This is a genomic window from Amycolatopsis sp. NPDC049688 (assembly GCF_040674975.1).
Taxonomy (GTDB): domain Bacteria; phylum Actinomycetota; class Actinomycetes; order Mycobacteriales; family Pseudonocardiaceae; genus Amycolatopsis.
On record NZ_JBFANY010000003.1, the window covers coordinates 228987 to 248576 of the forward strand.

Annotated in this window: 6 protein-coding genes; 3 read left to right on the forward strand and 3 right to left on the reverse strand. The window is 73.0% G+C overall.

The features are described from left to right. The first annotated feature begins 169 nt into the window (after window positions 1–169). Window positions 170–1369, forward strand: a complete 1200-nt coding sequence (locus tag AB0J55_RS12260) for a GAF domain-containing SpoIIE family protein phosphatase (protein WP_364246580.1) — start codon at window positions 170–172, stop codon at window positions 1367–1369. Window positions 1370–1394: 25 nt separating this feature from the next. On the opposite strand, the gene AB0J55_RS12265 is transcribed toward AB0J55_RS12260, so the two are convergent. From AB0J55_RS12265 to AB0J55_RS12275, 3 genes are all read right to left on the reverse strand, one after another. Continuing rightward, the gene (locus AB0J55_RS12265; RefSeq protein ID WP_364246583.1) at window positions 1395–2069 is read right to left on the reverse strand and encodes a cation transporter; all 675 of its coding nucleotides are present in this window, start codon (window positions 2067–2069) and stop codon (window positions 1395–1397) included. After that, window positions 2066–2398, reverse strand: a complete 333-nt coding sequence (locus AB0J55_RS12270) for a metalloregulator ArsR/SmtB family transcription factor (protein ID WP_364246586.1) — start codon at window positions 2396–2398, stop codon at window positions 2066–2068. Before AB0J55_RS12270 ends, AB0J55_RS12265 begins: the two co-directional genes overlap by 4 nt. Before the next feature lie 200 nt (window positions 2399–2598). After that, complete coding sequence (locus AB0J55_RS12275; protein WP_364246589.1) at window positions 2599–4248, reverse strand: RecQ family ATP-dependent DNA helicase; 1650 nt, start codon at window positions 4246–4248, stop codon at window positions 2599–2601. Between the two features lie 162 nt (window positions 4249–4410). Here AB0J55_RS12275 and AB0J55_RS12280 point away from each other — a divergent pair, with 162 nt between their 5' ends. Both AB0J55_RS12280 and AB0J55_RS12285 read left to right on the forward strand, forming a co-directional pair. Then, a complete protein-coding gene (locus AB0J55_RS12280) occupies window positions 4411–5736 on the forward strand; it encodes a serine hydrolase domain-containing protein (protein ID WP_364246592.1) in 1326 nt (441 codons plus the stop codon). A 28-nt stretch (window positions 5737–5764) separates the two neighbouring features. Continuing rightward, window positions 5765–19582: an amino acid adenylation domain-containing protein gene (locus tag AB0J55_RS12285; protein WP_364246594.1), complete on the forward strand. Its 13818-nt coding sequence runs from the start codon at window positions 5765–5767 to the stop codon at window positions 19580–19582. Window positions 19583–19590: the final 8 nt, after the last annotated feature.

A 19590-nucleotide genomic window follows, 5' to 3' on the forward strand; every position in this document is an offset into this window, starting at 1 on the left:
TGACTTCCGCCGCCGCGAGGTGTTATGACGCCGTTCGGGGCACGCGGGAACGAGCTCGGCCGATCGATCCCGCCGAGCTCGGCCACGCGGCCGCGCTGACCGGAGCGCCGTCCGCCTTGCCGTGCCGCTCGAAGTGATCAGCGACGCTGCGGCGGGCTAGTGTTGCAGCATGCCAGCGCCTTACGACGACACCAGCACCGAACTGTTCGGTGAGATCGTCGAGATCGCCCGCCGTCCGGGCACCTCCCCGCCGCTCCGGGAGACGTTGAGCCGCATCCGGGCCGCCCTGAAGGTCGACACCGCCACCGTGCTGCTGGCCGAAGGCACCGCCGACTACCTCGCCGCGGCCGCCGCGGTGGGCATCGAAGAAGAAGTCCACCAAGGTGTCCGGGTGCCGGTCGGCCGCGGGTTCGCCGGCCGGATCGCGCAACAGCGGAAACCGGTGGTGCTCGACCACGTCGACGAAACCTCCGTGGTCAACTCCCTGCTGTGGGAACGCGGCCTGACCTCGATGCTCGGCGTGCCGATGCTGGCCGGATCCGCCCTCGTCGGGGTGCTGCACGTCGGCTCGGTGGAGCACCGGGAATTCACCGACGCCGAGATCGTCGGCGTGCAGCTGGTCGCCGAGCGGCTGGCGTACTCGGTGCAGCTGGCCGAGTTGCGCCGCACCCGCACCACCGCGGTCCAGCTGCAACGCAGCCTGCTGCCCGGGCCGCCCGCCGAGGTCCGGGGGTTGCGGGCCGCGGCCCGGTACGTCGGCGGAGCGGCGATCGGCTTGGGTGGCGACTGGTACGACCTGTTCCCGCTGCCCCACGGCCTCGTCGGGGTCGTCGCCGGCGACGTCGCCGGCCAGGGACTGGAAGCGGCGGTGATCATGGGCCGGTTGCGCAGCGTCCTGCGGGCCTATGCCCTCGACAACGACGATCCCGCCGACGTGCTCGGCAAGCTCGACCGCGAGGCGACGCACTTCGAGATCGGCGCCATGGCCACCGTCGCCTACGGCGTGATCGATCAGACCCGCGAACGGATGACCTTGTCGCTGGCCGGGCACCCGGCACCGGTCCTCGCCTCCGGCGACCAGCCGGGCCGGCTGGTGGCGGCGCCCATCGATCCCCCGATCGGGGTGACGGTCGCGGAGAAGCCGCGCCGGGCGACGCAGGTCGCGCTCCCGGCCGGCAGCGTGCTCGCCTTCTACACCGACGGGCTGGTCAAGGGCCGCAGGAGGGCGATCGACCAGGGAATGCGGGAACTCGAAAATGCGGTGACCGCGGCCGACCCCGAACGGGTGTGCACGCGAGCCATGGCCCGGCTGATCGGTTCCACCGAGCCGGAAGACGACGTCGCTCTCCTGGTCGTGCAACGGCAGTGAGAACCGGGCACGGCTGCGCAGCCGTTCAGCAGCAGTGCTCGCCGCGCCAGGCTTCGCGGCCCTCCTTGACCGCCACCGCAGCGATGACCAGCGCGACCAGCGGGTCGGCCCACGACCAGCCGAACCAGGCGTTGAGCAGCAACCCGGCCAGGAGCACACCGGACAGGTACGTGCACAGCAAGGTCTGCTTCGAGTCCGCGACCGCGCTGGCCGAACCGAGCTCGCGGCCGGCGCGCCGCTGGGCGTAGGACAGCAGCGGCATCACCAGCAGGGACACCGCGGCCAGCACGATGCCGGCTCCCGACTCCCCGGCCGGCGCGCCGCCGAACAGGGCGCGGACCGACTCGACCGTCACGTAGGCGGCCAAGGCGAAGAACGACACCGCGATGACCTTCAGCGCGGTCCGTTCCCGCGCTTCGGGGTCCTCGCCGGAGAACTGCCACGCGACCGCGGCCGCCGACGCCACCTCGATCACCGAGTCGAGCCCGAAGCCGATCAGCGCGGTGGAGTCCGCGATGGTGCCCGCGGCGAGGGCGATGGCGGCTTCGATGACGTTGTAGGTGATGGTCGCGGCGACCAGCCACCGCACCCGGCGTGTCAGGACCCGGCGACGTCCGGGCTCGGTGGGCGCCGAGCAGCAGCCGTCCGGGCAGGTGCCGCCGAGGAGGTTCCCCTCGCGCAGTTCCGGCGACTGGCTCATCGCGCCACCGCGGGCTCGTCGACGCACTCTTCGCGGGGCTCGACGGCGAGGACGACCTGCAGCAGCTCGCCGAGCGCGCGGGCGAGGTGCTCATCGGCCAGCGCGTACCGCACCTGGCGGCCTTCGTAGGTCGCGACCACCAGGCCGCAACCTCGCAGGCAGGAGAGGTGGTTGGACACGTTGGAGCGGGTCAGGCCGAGCTGTTCGGCAAGCCGGCCGGGGTACCGGACGCCGTCCAGCAGCGCCACCAGGATCCGGCAGCGTGTCGGATCCGCCAGCGCGCGCCCGAGCCGGGCAAGGGCTGATTCCCGGGTCTCGCAGGTCAGCATGCGGCGAACATTACAGCCCACGCTGAAGTACAGCAACCACTGTACTGTTGCGCCTCGGCTGATCGTTTCCGCCTTTCAGGTCGGCTGCCCGGGCAACGACATCGTGCTGAGCTCACGGCCTGGTGGTGAAGGCCCGCGTTCCGGCCTCGCGCCGGAACGGCTCCAAGGGTCTGCCGCTGCCGGGTGGCGCGGGCTTGCAGTCAATCCCGGTCGACGGCAGTGAGCAGACCGTGTTCGAGGACCGCAGGGGTCGACAGCGTCTTGTAGCCGTGGTCGTCGAACACCACCGTCACCGTGTCGTCGCCCGCGGACATCACGATGCCGTGGCCCCACTCGGCGTGCTCGACGGCGCTGTTGAGAGGAAAGTTCCGGCTGTCGGATGACTGCGCTTCGGCGGTGCCGGCGATGCACGTGTCGCAGTTGCCGCAAGGCCTCTCGAGCTGTTCACCGAAGTAGCCCAGGAGGAACTGGCGACGGCACCCGGTCGTCTCGGCGTAGCCACGCATCATCTCGATCCGCGACCGGATCAGCCGCTGGTGGGCTTCGGCGGCCTCGATCCCCCGCCCGACGGCCTCGCCCGGATCCACCTCCGGATCGCGGTACTCGAGACGACCGTCGGGGGTGACGCCGACCGAGCCCGTCTGCTCCAGCAGGTTCACCGCGCGCGTACGCTGGGCCGCCGGGACGCCCACCCGTTTGCCCAGCTCGGCCGGCTTCAGGGGCGCGTCGTGTCCGGCGAGGGTGGCGGCCACCTCCGCCAGTGCCTGCTCGGGCGCCTTCGCCGTGGTGAGGAACTTCTGCCGGCCCAGGTCCCGCGGCCGGTGGTACAGCGTGATTTCCGCCGGTTCGCCGTCGCGGCCGGCGCGGCCGATCTGCTGGTAGTACGTGTCGAGCGACTCCGGTGCCGCCGCGTGCAGCACGAACCGCAGGTCGGCCTTGTCGATCCCCATGCCGAACGCCGACGTCGCCACCACCGCGTCGAGGTCGCCGCGCAGGAACTCCTCGTGCACCCGTTCGCGGTCGGCCGCCTTCATCCCGGCGTGGTAGGCCGCCACGCGGACGCCCTCCGCGGCGAGCTCTCCGGCGTAGGTCTCGGCGTCCTTGCGGCTGGTCACGTACACCAGCCCGGGGCGCGTCGCGGGATCCGCGGTCAGGGCCCGCGTCCGGGTGATGACGGCCTGGTGCCGGTCGTCGTCGTCCGGCAGCGGATCGACCCCGAGGCGCAGGTTGGGCCGGTCGAAGCTCGCCAGCACCTCGCGGTGGTCGCGCAGCCCCAGCCGGGCCACGATGTCGGTGCGGACCGGCAGCGCCGCGGTCGCCGTCAAGGCGATCACCCGCGGGTGCCCCAGGCGTTCGATCACCGGAGCCAGGCGCAGGTAGTCCGGCCGGAAGTCGTGGCCCCACGCCGAGACGCAGTGCGCTTCGTCCACCACGAACAGCGAGACGCCCAGCTCGGCGACCGCGTCGAGCACCTCTTCGGAAGCCAGCTGCTCCGGAGCCAGGAACAGGTACTCGGCCTCGCCCGCCCGCAGCGATTCCCACGCGTGGTTGCGCTCGGCCGCACGCTGCGCGGAGTTCACGGCGACGGCCGCCGGGGCGCGGCTGTCCTCGATGCCTTCGATCTGGTCGTGCTGCAGGGCGATCAGGGGCGACACCACCAGGGTCGGGCCGTCCAACAGCAGCGCGGGCACCTGGTAGATCGCGGACTTCCCGGCCCCGGTGGGCAGCACGGCGAGCACGTCGTGCCCGGCCACCACCTGCTCCATCGCGGCCAGCTGCTCGCCGGTCAGCTGTGACCAGCCGAACTTCTCCGCCGCGATCCGCTGGAGTTCGTCGCGTCTTCCTGTCATCCGCCGCAGGTACCCGCGGCCGCCAGGGGGAAACAACCGGCGAACCCGGACAAATCGACCGGGCTGTGCGGGATCTGTGCACGATCTGTGCGCAGGCTGGGACACGGTGCCTGGAGAGCAAACGGAAATCAGAAATTCAAGATAGCCCCGAAAGGTCGAGTCGTGGCGGACGCCCACCCTATCGTGCAGAGATTTCACCATCTCGTGCAGCGGCATCAGGTTCCTGGCGCCCAGCTCGCCCTCTATCTGGACGGGGAAATGCTGCAGACCGCGGCCGGTGTGCAGGAGTGCGGTACCGGACGGCCCGTCCGGCCCGAATCGAAGTTCCCGGCCGCGTCCATCAGCAAGTCGTTCACCGCGACGACGGCCATGCTGCTGGTCGCCGACGGCGATCTCGAACTCGACCTGCCGATCGGCGCGTACCTGCCGGAGCTGGAAAGCTCCTCGACCGGCTTCGGCGCGGCGGTGACCCTGCGCCAGATTCTCAGCCACACCAGCGGGTTGCCCGATTTGTCGGGTACCCACACCACCTCGCTGCGACGCTATGCCGTGGACAGTTTTCACGGTTCGGATTTCGTGCTTTCGCCCGGACAGGGATTTTCCTACTCGAACCTCGGCTACGCGCTCGCCGGGTTGCTGATCGAGGAAGCGACGGGAATGAACTGGTGGCAGGCCGTCGACCGCATCCTCCTGAAGCCGCTCGGGCTCGAAGGGTCTTTCGCGGTGTCGCCGGGAACCACGCCGCGGGGTGGGGTCAGCGGCCATTCCGTCCGCCACGGTCACGTTCGCCCGGTCGCGCAGACGCTGTCGCCGGCCGAGGCCCCGATCGGCGGCATCGCCGCCAGCGCCGCCGATCTGGTCACCTTCGGGCGGGCCCACCTCTACCACGAGGTCAACCCCCATGCGCTGAGACTGCTCGACGCGGGCACGCTCCGGCAGATGCACCGGGCTGCGGCCCACGCCGACGCCTTCGGCCTGGCCGACGGGTGGGGACTGGGCCTGGCGCTGTTCCGGGGCCGTGACACGGAATGGTGGGGTCACGACGGCGCCGCCGACGGGATCTGGAACTTCCTGCGCATCCATCCGGAAAACGGCTGCGTGATCGCGGTCACCACGAACGCCGGCACCGGGCTCGACCTGTGGATCGACCTCTCGGCAGACCTGCGGGACCTCGACCTGCCCCGGCCGCAGTACACCGCTCCGCCCCTCGCGCAAGACCCCGTACCGGCGGTCCCCGAATACTCCGGCACCTACGCGAACGGCGAGACCCGGTATTCCATCGTGGCGCAGGACGGCCGGGCGTACTGCTCGATCGACCGCGACACCCAGGTCGAACTGACCTGCTATCCGCCGGATCTCTTCTCCGTCCCCGACCCGCTGTCCGGCTCGCGGGCCGGCTACGGACGGTTCGCCCGTGATCCGGTGACGGGCACCGTGACCGGAATCCGGTCCGGGGGCCGTTTCGCGAAAAGAACCCGTTCTTCCTGATCGGAAATCCGCTGAGGAGCGTCACCAAATGGGCGACACGGTACCTGCTTCGTTCGGTGAACGGGTGGCGGAAGCACCGCAGGCGACGGCCGTCGTCAGTGCCCACCGCACCCTCACCTACGCCGAACTGGACACGTGGGCCAACCGCCTGGCGCACCGGCTGCTCCGGTCGGGACTGCGTCCGGAGGACCGCGTCGCCCTCCTGATGGACCGTTCACCGCACCTGGTGGTCGCCCAGCTGGCGGTGGCCAAGGCCGGCGGGGTCTTCGCCCCGATGGATGTCCGGGCGCCGGCCGTGCGGCTGCGCGCGGTGCTGGACCGGACCGGCGCCCGGATCGTGCTCGCCGATCGCGGCCGGGCAGCCACCGCGGCCTCGGTCCACGACGGCGCCGTCGTGGTGGTCGACGACGGCGGGTCGTCGGCGGACGAGCCGGCCACGCCGCCGCAGGTGCCGGTTTTCCCGGACAACCTCGCCTACGTGATGTTCACCTCCGGGTCGACCGGCCTCCCGAAGGGGGTGGCCATCCGGCATCGCGACGTGGCCGAGATGGCGTCCGACCGGTCCGTCCGCGGCCACGACCGCGTGTTGTGGCACTCGCCGCCGGCGTTCGACGCCGCGGCCTACGAACTGTGGGTCCCCCTGCTCAACGGGGGGCGGGTCGTCGTCGCCCCGCCCGGCGATCTGGACATCGCCACCCTGCGGTCGGCGATCGACGAGCACGGCCTGACCGCGGTGTTCCTGACGGCCGCCCTGTTCGGCCTGGTCGCCCAGGACTCGCCGGACTGCCTCGCCGGCGTGCGCGAGGTGTGGACCGGCGGTGACGTGGTCGCGGCGGCGGCGGTGCGGCGGGTGCTGGCCGCCTGCCCCGGGCTCGTCGTGGTGGACGCCTACGGACCGACCGAGATGACGACGTTCACGACGTGCCATGCGATGTCGGCCGCCGATCAGGTGCCCGACGTCGTGCCCATCGGCCGTCCGATGGACGCCATGTCCGCCCACGTGCTCGACGAGCACCTGCGCCCGGTGCCGCCGGCCGGACCGGGCGAGTTGTTCGCCGCCGGCTCGGGGCTGGCGCGCGGCTATCTGGACCAGCCCGGACTGACCGCCGACCGGTTCGTGGCCAACCCGTTCGGGCCGGCGGGTTCGCGCATGTACCGCACCGGTGACCTGGTTCGCCGGACCAGCCACGGGGAGCTGCTGTTCCTGGGCCGGGCCGACGATCAGGTGAAGATCCGCGGGTTCCGGATCGAACCGAGCGAGATCGAAGCGGTCCTCGCCGGTCACGACGGGGTCGGCGAAGTCGTGGTGGTGGCCCGCGAAGACCGCCGCCGGACCAAACGGCTCGTGGCCTACGTGGTCCCCCGCCCCGGGTCCGTACTCGATCCGGCGGCCCTGCGCGAGCACGCGTCGAGCAAGCTGCCCGACTACATGGTTCCGTCGGCGTTCGTGACGCTGGACCGCTTTCCGCTCACGCCCCACGGCAAGATCGATCGCCGCGCTCTCCCGGACGCGGAGATCGCCGGCCCTCCGCACGTCGCGCCCCGCGACGAAATCGAGGAGAAGCTGGCCGGTGTCTGGGCGGAGGTGCTGGAGCTGGAGCAGGTCGGGATCGACGACGACTTCCTGGAACTCGGCGGTGACTCCATCCTCAACATCCGGCTGGTGTCGCGGCTGCGCGCGGCCTTCGGGGTGGAGCTGCCCGCCCGTGCGGTGTTCGACACCCGCGACATCAGGCACCTCGCCGGACTGCTGCGCGGCCGGGCCCCCGCCGGCCGGCCGGACGGGATCCCGAGGGTCTCCCGCGACGAGGCGGTTCCGCTGTCGTCGGCTCAGCAACGCCTGTGGTTCCTGGACGTTCTCGCGCCGGGCGGGACCGAGTACTACACCGGTGTCGGCGTGCGCATGTCCGGCGAGCTGAGTCACGACGCGCTGGAGACGGCGCTGGCGGCCCTGGTCGCCCGGCACGAATCCCTGCGGACCACCTTCGACGAGGTCGACGGCCGCGGCGTCCAGGTGGTCCACCCGGCCGGCGTCCTGCCGGTGCGCCGGGCCGACCTCTCGTCGACGCCCGCGGCGGACCGGGAAGCCGAACTGGCCGAGCTGCTCCGTACCGAGGCGGCGACCCCCTTCGACCTCAGGCGTGGCCCGCTGGTCCGCGCGCTGCTGGTGCGGGTGGCCGAGGCGGAGCACGTCTTCGTGCTGGGCCAGCACCACCTCGTCACCGACGGGTGGTCGACCCGGCTCCTGCTCGAAGAGTTCGACGTGCTGTACGCGGACGCGCTCCACGGCCGGGAAAGCCTGCTCCCGGCCCTGCCCGTCCAGTACGCGGACTACGCGGTGTGGAGCCGGCACCACACCGGCGACGAGGGGCTCGGCTACTGGCGGCACCAGCTCGCCGGCCTGGAGCCGCTGGAGCTGCCCACCGACCGGCCCAGGCCGCCGGTGCGCAGCTCCGCCGGTGCCGTGCACCGTCATGACCTTCCCGCCGCACTCGTCGGCGACCTGGCCAGGCTGGCGCAGGAGCACGGCGCCACGCTGTTCATGGCGCTGACGGCGGCGGTGAACGTGCTGCTGTCCCGCCATTCCGGACAGCACGACATCGCCCTCGGCACGGTCACCGCGGGGCGCGGCCGGGTCGAGCTGGAGCGCCTCGCCGGGTTCTTCGTCAACACCCTGGTCCTGCGCTGCGAGCTCGATCCGGCGCAACCGTTCACCGGCTTCCTCGGCGTGGTCCGGGAAACGGTGCTCGACGCCTTCGCCCACGACGACGTCCCCTTCGACCGGCTGGTCGACACCCTCGCCCCGGACCGCGACGCGAGCCGGGCCCCGCTGGTCCAGGCGGCGGTCGTGATGCAGGAGGCCGTGGTGCGGCCGCACACGGTCGCGGGGCTGCGCCTCGAGGAGTACGACCTGCCCCGGTGGTCCGCGCGGTTCGACCTCCTCGTCGAGTTCTGGCCCACCCCCGGCTCGCTGGCCGTCAAGGTCGAGTACAGCACCGACCTGTTCGACGCCTCGACGATCGAGCGGTGGACCGCCCGCCTGGAGACGGTGCTCGCCGGGATCGTCGCGGTCCCCGAGCGGCCGCTGGCCGAGCTGCCCCTGCTCGACCCCGCCGAACGGCACCGGGTGCTGCGCACGTTCAACCGCACCCGCCGGGAAACTCCGGCCGGCACGGTGCCCGGTCTGTTCACCGCTCAGGTCGCCCGCACACCCACGGCCACGGCGCTGGCCGGCGACCTGGCGTCGGTCACCTACGCCGAGCTCGACGCGCGCGCGAACCGGCTGGCGCACCGGCTCGTCCGGCTGGGCGCCGGGCTGGAGGACCGGGTGGGGGTGCTGCTGGACCGCTCGATCGACCTGCTGGTGGCCGAGCTGGCGGTGGTCAAGGCGGGGGGCGCGTACGTGCCCCTGGACCCGCACGCTCCGGCGGAGCGGATGCGGACGATCCTGGCCGAGGCCGGGGCCGCGGTGGTGCTGGCGGACGCCTCGTGGGCGAGCCGGGCGGCGGAGGTCCACAGTGGACCGGTGGTGCGTGCGGACGCCGCCGACCTGACCGGGGAACCGGAGTCGGCCCCGGACGTCACGCCGCACCCCGACGGCCTCGCCTACGTGATGTACACGTCCGGGTCCACCGGGGTGCCCAAGGGCGTGGCGGTGCGGCACCGCGATGTGGCCGGCCTGGCCGCGGACCGGCGGTTCCGGGGCGGCGGGCACGACCGGGTGCTGTTCCACTCCGCCCAGGCCTTCGACGCGACCACCTACGAGCTGTGGGTACCACTCCTGAACGGGGGCCAGGTGGTCGTGGCGCCGCCGGGCGATCCCGGCACCGACGTGATCCGGCGGATGATCCGTGAGCACGGGGTGACCGCACTCTGGTTGACCGCCGGGCTCTTCCGCGTCATCGCCCAGGACGACCCGGAGTGCCTGAACGGTGCCCGAGAGGTGTGGACCGGCGGCGACGTCGTCCCGGCCGCCGCCGTGCGCCGGACACTGGCCGCGTGCCCCGGACTGACCATTGTGGACGGTTACGGCCCCACCGAGACGACCACCTTCGCGACCGCGCACCCGATGTCCGATGCCGGCGTGCTGCCCGAGGTCGTGCCCATCGGCCGGCCGCTGGACGGCATGCGCACCTACGTGCTCGACGCCGACCTCCAGCCCGTCCCGGTGGGCATCACCGGTGAACTCTTCATCGCCGGCACCGGACTGGCCCGCGGCTACCACGACCACCCCGGCCTGACGGCCGACCGATTCCTCGCCAACCCCTTCGACCAGCCCGGCGAACGCATGTACCGCACCGGCGACCTGGTCCGCTGGAACGACAACGGCGAACTTCTCTTCCTCGGCCGCACCGACGACCAGGTCAAGATCCGCGGCTTCCGCATCGAACCCGCGGAAGTCGAAAAGGTGCTGCTGCGCCACCCGGACGTGAACGAGGCCGTAGTGGCGGTGCACCAGTTCGACGGCCGCCAGCAACTGGTGGCGTACCTCGTCACGGTCACCGCCGTGCCGGCGGCGGCCCTGCGGGAGCTCCTGCGGGAGTCGCTGCCGGACTACATGGTGCCGTCGGCGTTCGTGACGCTGGACCGGCTTCCCCTCAGCCCCAACGGGAAGGTCGACAGGCACGCCCTGCCGGTGCCCGGCCGGGATGCGTCCCGGACCGGCCGGGTGGCACCACGAACCCAAGCCGAACAGACGCTCGCCGCGATCTGGGCGGAGGTGCTGGGCGTGGCCGAGGTCGGGATCGAGGACAACTTCTTCGAGCTGGGCGGCGACTCCATCGTGAGCATCCGGGTCGTCTCCCGCGCCCGGCAGGCCGGGCTCGCGCTCTCCGCCGCGGACCTGTTCCGGAATCCCACGGTGGCCGGGCTGGCGGACGTGGCCGAGGCTGCACCGGCGACGGTCGCCCCGCGGACCACGGTCAGCGGAGACGTCCCGCTCACGCCGATCCAGCACTGGTTCTTCGCGACCAACGCGGACGACCCGGCGCAGTTCGTCCAGACGGTGCGGTTCGAGCTGGCGGACGATGTGGATCGCGTGGCCTTGCGGAAGGCGTTCGCGGCGGTGGTGGACCACCACGACGCCCTGCGGACGCGCTGTGCCCGGACCGGCCGCGGGTGGCGCCAGTTCGTCGTGCCGGCCGAGACCGCCGAGGTGCTGGAGTTCCGGTCCGGCGCGGAGGACACCGCGGTGGCGGGGATCGACCTGGCCACCGGGCCCCTGCTGCGGGCCGTGTTGACCTCCCGGCCCGGAGCGCGACCGGTCCTGGCCATCGCCGCGCATCACCTGGTGGTGGACGGCGTGTCGTGGCGGATCCTGGTCGAGGACCTCTCGGCCGCGTACCGGCAGGCCGTGCGGGGTGCGGAAGTCCGGCTCGGCGCCAAGACGACGTCGTTCCAGGACTGGGCCCGGCGGCTGGCCGGGTACACGGCCGCCGGCGGGTTCGACGACGAACTGGCGCACTGGCAGGAAACCGCCGGCCCGGCCGGCGGGGAGCCGGCGCCCGGCGACCCGGTCGGCACGACGGAAACCGTCACCGTCCGGCTCGACCGGGAGACCACGCGGGCGTTGCTGCGGGACGTGCCGCCGGTGTACCGCACCCAGGTCAACGACGTGCTGCTGGCCGCACTCGGCCGCGTCCTCGGCCGCTGGACCGGCCAGGACCAGGTCACCATCGACCTCGAAGGACACGGCCGCGAAGAACAACTCTTCGACGACGTCGACCTCTCCCGCACCGTCGGCTGGTTCACCACCATCCACCCCGTCACCCTCCCCACCGGCGACGACTGGGCCACCACCCTCAAAACCACCAAGGAACAGCTCCGCGCCACCCCCCACCACGGCATCGGCCACGGCGCCCTCCGGCACCTCAAGGACACCCCGCTTCCCCCAGCCCCGGCCGTCAGCTTCAACTACCTCGGCCGGTTCGGCTGGTCGGACCTGGACGAGCCGTTCCACGCCCTGTGCGGCGGCCTGGAACTGCACGCGTCGCCGGACGCGATCCGGCCGCACGAACTGGACGTGGTCGGCGCGGTGTGGGCCGGCTGCCTGGAACTGACCTGGTACTACGGGCGCCGGCGGCACGACGAAGCCACGGTTCGCCGGCTGGCCGAGGAGATGGCGGCCGCCCTCCGGGAGATCGTCGGGCACTGCGCCGAACCCGGCGCGGGCGGGCGCACCCCCTCCGACTTCCCCGCCGCCCGCCTGGACCAGGCCACGGTCGACCTGCTCGCCGGCGACGGCCGCGCGGTCGAGGACATCCACCCGCTGACCCCCATGCAGGCCGGCATGGTGTTCCACAGCCTCGTCGACGCGTCCCGGGGCAACCGGTCGGGCGCCTACTGCAACCAGGTCCAGGTGCGGCTGGCGGGGGTCGCGGACCCGCGTGTCCTCGGCCTGGCGTGGCAGCGGGTGGTGGACCGGACTCCGGTCCTGCGCGGCCGGGTGGTGTGGGCGGGGCCGGCCGAGCCGGTTCAGGTGGTGCGGCGGGACGTCACGCTGCCGGTGACGTATGTGGACTGGTCGGGGCTGACCGAACCCGCCTGGCGTGCGGAACTGCGCCAGTTCCTGGCCCGGGACCGGGCCGCGGGCATCGACCTGGGCACCGCCCCGGTGATGCGGCTGGCGGTGGCCGCGCTGCCCGGCGCCGAGGTCATGCTGGTCTGGACCTTCCACCACGTCGTGGTGGACGGGTGGAGCGCTGCCCAGGTGCTCGCGGAGGTGTGCGGCGACCACTACGCGGCCCTCGTGCACGGCCGCCGGCCCGAACCGCCCGTGCGGCGCCCGTTCCGCGAGTACCTGCGCTGGCTCGGCGAGCAGGACCCGGCCGCCGCCGAGGCGCACTGGCGGTCCGTGCTCGCCGGGCTCGGCTCCGCCACCCCGTTGCCGTACGACCGGCAGCCGGTGGAGGCGCACCGGGCCGAGTCGGGCGCGGCGGAGCGGGTGGTGCTGTCGGCCGGGCGGACGGACCGGCTGTCGGCGATGGCCCAGCGGAACGGGCTCACGGTGAACACCGTCCTGCACGGCGCGTGGGGCCTGCTGTTGTCCCGGTACAGCGGTGCGCCGGACGTGGTGTTCGGCACCACGGTCTCGGGCCGGCCGGCCGGGCTGGACGGCGTGGAGTCGATGATCGGCATGTTCATCAACACCGTGCCGGCGAGGGTGACCGTCCGCCGCGAGCGGCGTGTGGTGGAGTGGTTGCGGGAGCTGCAGCTCGCCCAGGCCGAGTCCCGCCGGTTCGACCACGTCTCCCTGCCCGCGGTGCGGGCGTGGAGCGGGCTGCCGGCCGGGCAGAACCTGTTCGACAGCATCGTGGTGTTCGAGAACTACCCGTTCGACGCCGACGCCTTCGCCGCCCACGGCATGCGGCTGCTCGAGGTGCGGGCGGACGAGCCGACCAGCTACGCGCTCGCGGTCGTGGTGGAACCCGGACCGCAGCTGGCGGTCGAACTGGACTACGACCCGGAGCTGTTCGACGCCACGACCATCCGGCGGCTCGCCCGGCACCTGGTGGCCCTGCTCGACGACATCGCCGCCGGAGCGGAGCGGACCGTGGGCGAGTTGTCCCCGCTCGACCGGGCGGCGCGCGAGCAGGTGCTGACCGGCTGGAACGACACCGCCACCGACCTGCCCGACGCCACCCTGCCCGGCCTGTTCGCGGCCCAGGCGGACAGCACGCCGGACGCCGTCGCCGTCCGGTCGGATGACGTCTCGGTCGGCTACGCGGACCTGGACGCCATGGCCGACCGGCTGGCGCACCGGCTGATCGCGCTCGGAGTCGGCGTGGAGGACCGCGTCGGCGTGCTGCTCGGCCACTCAGTCGAACTGCTGGTGGCCGAGCTGGCGGTGGTCAAGGCCGGAGGCGCGTACGTACCGCTGGACACGCACGCGCCGGCCGGCCGCATGCGCGTGGTCCTGGCCGAAGCCGGCGCTGCCGTCCTGCTCACCGACCCGACGTGGCAGCACCTCGGCGAGAGCGTCCACAATGGACCTGTCGTGGTGGTGACCCGCGACTCGCTGGGCCGCGGCCCCGCCGAGCGCCCCTCGGTGCCGCTGCACCCGGACAACGTGGCTTACGTGATGTACACGTCCGGATCCACCGGGGTGCCCAAGGGCGTGGCGGTGCGGCACCGCGATGTGGCCGGCCTGGCGTTCGACCGCCGGTTCCGGACCGGGGCGCACGACCGCGTGCTGTTCCACTCCGCCCAGGCCTTCGACGCGACGACCTACGAGCTGTGGGTTCCGCTCCTGCAAGGCGGCGAAGTGGTCGTGGCGCCGCCGGGTGACCTCGACTCCGGCGCGATCCGGCACGTGATCGGCGTCCACGAGGTGACCGCGCTCTGGCTCACCGCCGGCCTGTTCCGCGTCATCGCCCAGGACGACCCCGGCTGCCTGAGCGGCGCTCGCGAGGTGTGGACCGGCGGCGACGTCGTCCCGGCCGCCGCCGTGCGCCGGGCCCTCACCGCCTGCCCCGGTCTGACCATTGTGGACGGTTACGGGCCCACCGAAACCACCACCTTCGCCACCGCACACCCCCTGTCCACGGCCGGCGACCTGCCCGCCACCATCCCGATCGGCCGGCCGCTGGACAACATGCGCACCTACGTCCTCGACGCTGACCTCCAGCCCGTCCCCGCCGGAATCACCGGCGAACTCTTCATCGCCGGCACCGGACTGGCCCGCGGCTACCACCACCACCCCGGCCTGACCGCCGACCGCTTCCTCCCCAACCCCTTCGGCACCCCCGGCGAACGCATGTACCGCACTGGCGACCTGGTTCGCTGGAACGACAACGGCGAACTTCTCTTCCTCGGCCGCACCGACGACCAGGTCAAGATCCGCGGCTTCCGCATCGAACCCGCCGAAATCGAGGCGGCCCTGCGAAGCCACCCCGGAGTCACCGAAGCCGCCGTGGTGGGCCACCGGACTCCGGGCGGCCAACGGCTCGTCGCCTACCTGGTGGCGGACCCCGCACCGGCCGCGGCCGAGCTGCGGACGTACCTGGCCGGGCTGGTGCCGGACTACATGGTGCCGGCCGCGTTCGTGCCGGTGGACCGGTTTCCCCTCGGCCCCAACGGGAAACTCGACCTCCGCGCCCTGCCCGAACCGGACTGGAACCCGCCCGGACCCGGCTACGTCGCGCCACGCACCGACCGCGAAGCCACGCTGGCGGCCATCTGGTGCGACGTCCTCGGCCTCGAGCGGGCCGGTGTGGAGGACAGCTTCTTCGAGCTCGGCGGCGACTCGATCAGCAGCATCCAGGTCTGCTCGCGCGCCCGGGAAGCGGGCCTCGACCTCACCCCACGGGACATCTTCGCGCGCCCGACCATCGCGGGGCTCGTGGCCGAGGCGGCCGAACCGGTCGCGGTCGTCGCGGAGCAGGGTCCGGTGACCGGCGACGTGCCGCTCACCCCGATCCAGCGCTGGTTCTTCGCCGGGAACCCGGCCCGGCCGGCCCGGTTCACCCAGCGCGTGCTGGTCGAACTGCCGGGACCGTTCGACGAGCAGGCGGCGAGCCGGGCCCTCGACGCGCTCCTCGCCCAGCACGACGCCCTGCGCACGCGGTTCACGCAGCCGGGCGGGGGGTGGCGGCAGCACATCGCCCCGGTCGAGCCGGCCGCCGTGCTCCGCGTCGGCGGGCCGTCGGCCGGCGACCTGGCCGAGGTTCCCGAACCGGACCTCGGACACGGTCCCCTGCTCGACGCGGTGCTGCACGACCGAGGCCCCGGCCACGCCCCACTGCTGGCGCTGACCGCGCATCACCTCGTGGTGGACAGCGTCTCCTGGCGGATCCTGAGCGAAGACGTGGTGACCGCCTACCGCCAGGCCACGAGCGGCGAGCCGGTCCGGCTCGGCCCGAAGACCACGTCGTTCCGGGACTGGGCGCGGCGGCTGGCCGAGTACACGGCGGACGGCGGGTTCGACGACGAGCAGGCCCACTGGACGCAGGTCACCAGCACCCCGCTGCCGGTCGACGGCCACGGCCCGAACACCGTCGGCGACCTGCGGTCGGTCACGGTGACGGTCGGCCGGGAGCAGACCCGCGCGCTGCTGCAGGACGTGCCGCCGGTGTACCGCACCCAGGTCAACGACGTGCTGCTGGCCGCACTGGGGCACACGCTGCGCCGCTGGACCGGCCACGACCGGGTCACCGTCGACCTCGAAGGGCACGGCCGCGAGGAAGAGCTCTTCGACGACGTCGACCTCTCCCGCACCGTCGGCTGGTTCACCACCATCCACCCCACCACCCTCGACCTCACGGCCGACGACTGGGCCACGCTCCTCAAGACCACCAAGGAAAACCTCCGCAGCACGCCCCGCCACGGCATCGGCCACGGCGCCCTCCACCACCTCCGCAACACCCCGCTCCCGCCGTCCCCGCCCATCAGCTTCAACTACCTCGGCCGGTCGGCCGGGCGGCTCGAGGCCTCCAGCGCCCCGGAGAATCCCCGGGCCCACGAACTGGACGTCGTCGGCACGGTCGTGGCCGGGTGCCTGGAGCTGACCTGGTACTACGGCCGCCGGCGGCACGACGAAGCCACGGTCCGCCGGCTGGCCGAGGGCATGGCGGTCGCCCTCGGCGAGATCGTCGGCCACTGCGCCGATCCCCGGGCGGGCGGCCGCACCCCCGCCGACTTCCCCCTCGCCCGCCTGGACCAGACCACCGTCGACCTGCTCGCCGGCAACGGCCGCACGGTCGAAGACATCTACCCGCTGACCCCCATGCAGGCCGGCATGGTCTACCACGGCCTCTCGCAGGGTGAGCAGGCGCTGTACGTCGAGCAGGTCACGTTCACCCTCGACGGGGTCACCGATCCGGCGGCGCTGGCCCGGGCGTGGCGGGCGGTCGTGGCGCGGACACCGGTGTTGCGGTCGCGGATGGTGTGGGAAGGCGTCAGCGAGCCGGTGCAGGTGGTGTGCCGGACGGTCGAGGTGCCGGTGCACCACCGGGACTGGCGGCACCTGAGCGACGCCGAGCAGGGCGCCGAACTGGAGCGGTTGCTGGCGGAGGACCGGGCCGAGGGGCTGGACCTGGCGGTGGCGCCGTTGCTGCGGCTGACGCTGGTCCGGCTGTCCGGCACGGCGGTCGGAGTGGTGTGGACCTTCCACCACGTGCTGCTGGACGGGTGGAGCGTCTTCCAGGTGCTTTCCGACGTCCACTCCGCCTACGCCGCGATCGCCGGCGGACACGAGCCGGCCCCGGTGGCCCGCCGCCCGTTCCACGACTACCTGCACTGGCTCGGCACGCGGGACCGGCGCGAGGCGCGGGAGCACTGGCGGCGCGTGCTGGCCGGCTTCGCCTCCCCCACCCCGCTGCCGTACGACCGGCTGACCGGCCGCGACCACGCCACCCGCTCGGCGCACTGGCTGACCACCACACTGTCCGAACAGGACAGCCGTGCGCTGTCGGAGTTCGCGCACCGCAACGGGCTCACGCTCAACACCCTGGTCCAGGGCGCGTGGGCGATCCTGCTGTCGCGCTACAGCGGCCGGCGCGACGTCTGCTTCGGCGCCACCGTGTCCGGCCGCCCGGCCGACCTGCCCGGCGCCGACACCATCATCGGCATCCTCATCAACACCGTGCCGGTCCGGGTCGACGTGCCGGGCGACGCGCGGGTGGTGCCGTGGCTGCGCGAGCTGCAGAGCGCCCAGGCGGAGTCACGGCGGTTCGAGTTCGTCCCGCTGACCGACCTGCGGAGCTGGAGCGGGCTGCCGGGTGGCGCCGAGCTCTTCGACAGCATCGTCGTGTTCGAGAACTACCCTGTCGACGAGCGCACCGCCGCCGCGGACGGGGTGCGGCCGCGCGGGCTGCAGGCGGTCGAAACCACCAACTACGCGCTGAGCCTCGGGGTGCGGCCCGGCGAGCGCATCGTCATCGAGCTGGGTTACGACGACGCCCTGTTCGACGCCGCGACGGCCGGCCGGATCGCCGGGCAGCTCACCCGGATCCTGCACGCCGCCACCGGCCCGGACCGCCGGATCGACGGCATCGACCTGCTCGGCGCGGCCGAGCGGCACCTGGTGCTGCCGGCCCCCGGCGACACCGCGCACCCGGTCCCGGCCGGCACCGTGGCGGACCGGTTCGCCGAGCAGGCCGGCCGGACACCGGACGCGCCGGCGGTCGTCGCCGACGGCCGGACGGTGACCTACGCCGAGCTGGACACCCGCGCCAACCGGCTGGCGCACCGGCTGATCGCGCTCGGGGCCGGCGTGGAGGACCGGGTCGGGATCCTCATGGACCGGTCCGTCGAGCAGGTCGTCGCGGTGCTCGCGGTGGTCAAGGCCGGTGCCGCGTACCTCCCCGTCGACGTGCGGGCCCCCGCCACCCGCATGCGGGACATCCTGGCCCGGGCCAGCACCGGCGTGCTGCTGACCGACCACGACTGGGCGCCCACCGCCCGGTCCGTCCACGACGGACCGGTGCTGCTCGCCGACGGCGCGGAGGCGGGGCCGGACACCCCGCCGGCCGTCCGGTTCGACGAGCAGAACCTGATCTACGTCGAGTACACGTCCGGGTCGACCGGGGTGCCCAAGGGCGTCGCGGTGAGTCACCGGGACGTGGTCGCGCTGGCGGCCGAACACCGCTTCCGCGACCACGACGCCGTGCTGCTGCACTCCCCCCTGGCCTTCGACGCGTCGACCTACGAACTGTGGGTGCCCCTGCTCGGCGGCGGCCGGGTCGTGGTCGCGCCGCCGGGAGACCTCGACGCCGAGGTGCTGCGGCAGGCGATCGGCCGGCACGGGGTGACCGCCGTGTTCCTGACCACCGGGCTGTTCCGCGTGCTGGCCCAGGAGGCGCCGGACTGCCTGACCGGACTGCGGGAGGTGTGGACCGGCGGCGAGATCGTGCCGGCCACCGCGATCCGCCGGGTCCTGCGGGCCTGCCCCGGTATCCGGGTCGTGGACGTCTACGGCCCCACCGAGACCACCACCTACGCGACCAGCCACCCGATGTCCGACGCCGGCCTCGTCCCGGACGTCGTGCCGATCGGGTCCCCGCTGGACCACACGCGAGCCTACGTCCTCGACGACCGGCTGCGTCCCGTGCCGCCCGGCGCGCTCGGCGAACTGCACATCGCCGGCGCCGGCGTCGCCCGCGGCTACCTGGGCCAGCCGGGCCTGACCGCGCAGCGGTTCGTGGCCGATCCCTTCGGGGCACCCGGCGAACGGATGTACCGCACCGGAGATCTGGCGCGGTGGACGGCGGACGGTGTGCTGCAGTTCGCCGGCCGGGCCGACGACCAGGTCAAGATCCGCGGGTTCCGCATCGAACCCGGCGAGGCCGAAGCGGTGCTCGACCGGCACCCGGACGTCGGTGAGCTGGTGGTGGTTCCCCGTGACGACGGTTCCGGGAAGCGGCTCGTCGCGTACGTGGTGCCCGCCCGGGCCGGAGCCGGCGTGGACCCCGAGGCCCTGCGCCGGTTCGCCGCGCGGTTCCTGCCCGACTACCTGGTGCCCTCGACGTTCGTCGCGGTGGACCGGCTGCCGTTGAACGCCAACGGGAAGGTCGACCAGGCGGCGCTGCCGGCTCCGGTGGCCCCGGGACCGGCAGCGCCCTACGCGGCCCCCAGGACCGACACCGAACGGGTGCTCGCCGGGATCTGGGCGGATGCGCTCGAGGTGGAGCGGGTCGGCGTCGAGGACAACATCTTCGACCTCGGCGGCGACTCGGTGCGCAGCCTGGTCATCACCTCGCGCTGCCGCACCACCTTCGACGTCGCACTGACCCCGCGCGACGTGCTGACCGCGGAAACCGTCGCCGCCCTGGCGGAACTGGTCGAGGAGAAGGTGCTGCTCGAACTCGAACGAGCAGCTCTCGACGACGGCGAACCCCAGGAAGCGTGAGGAGACAG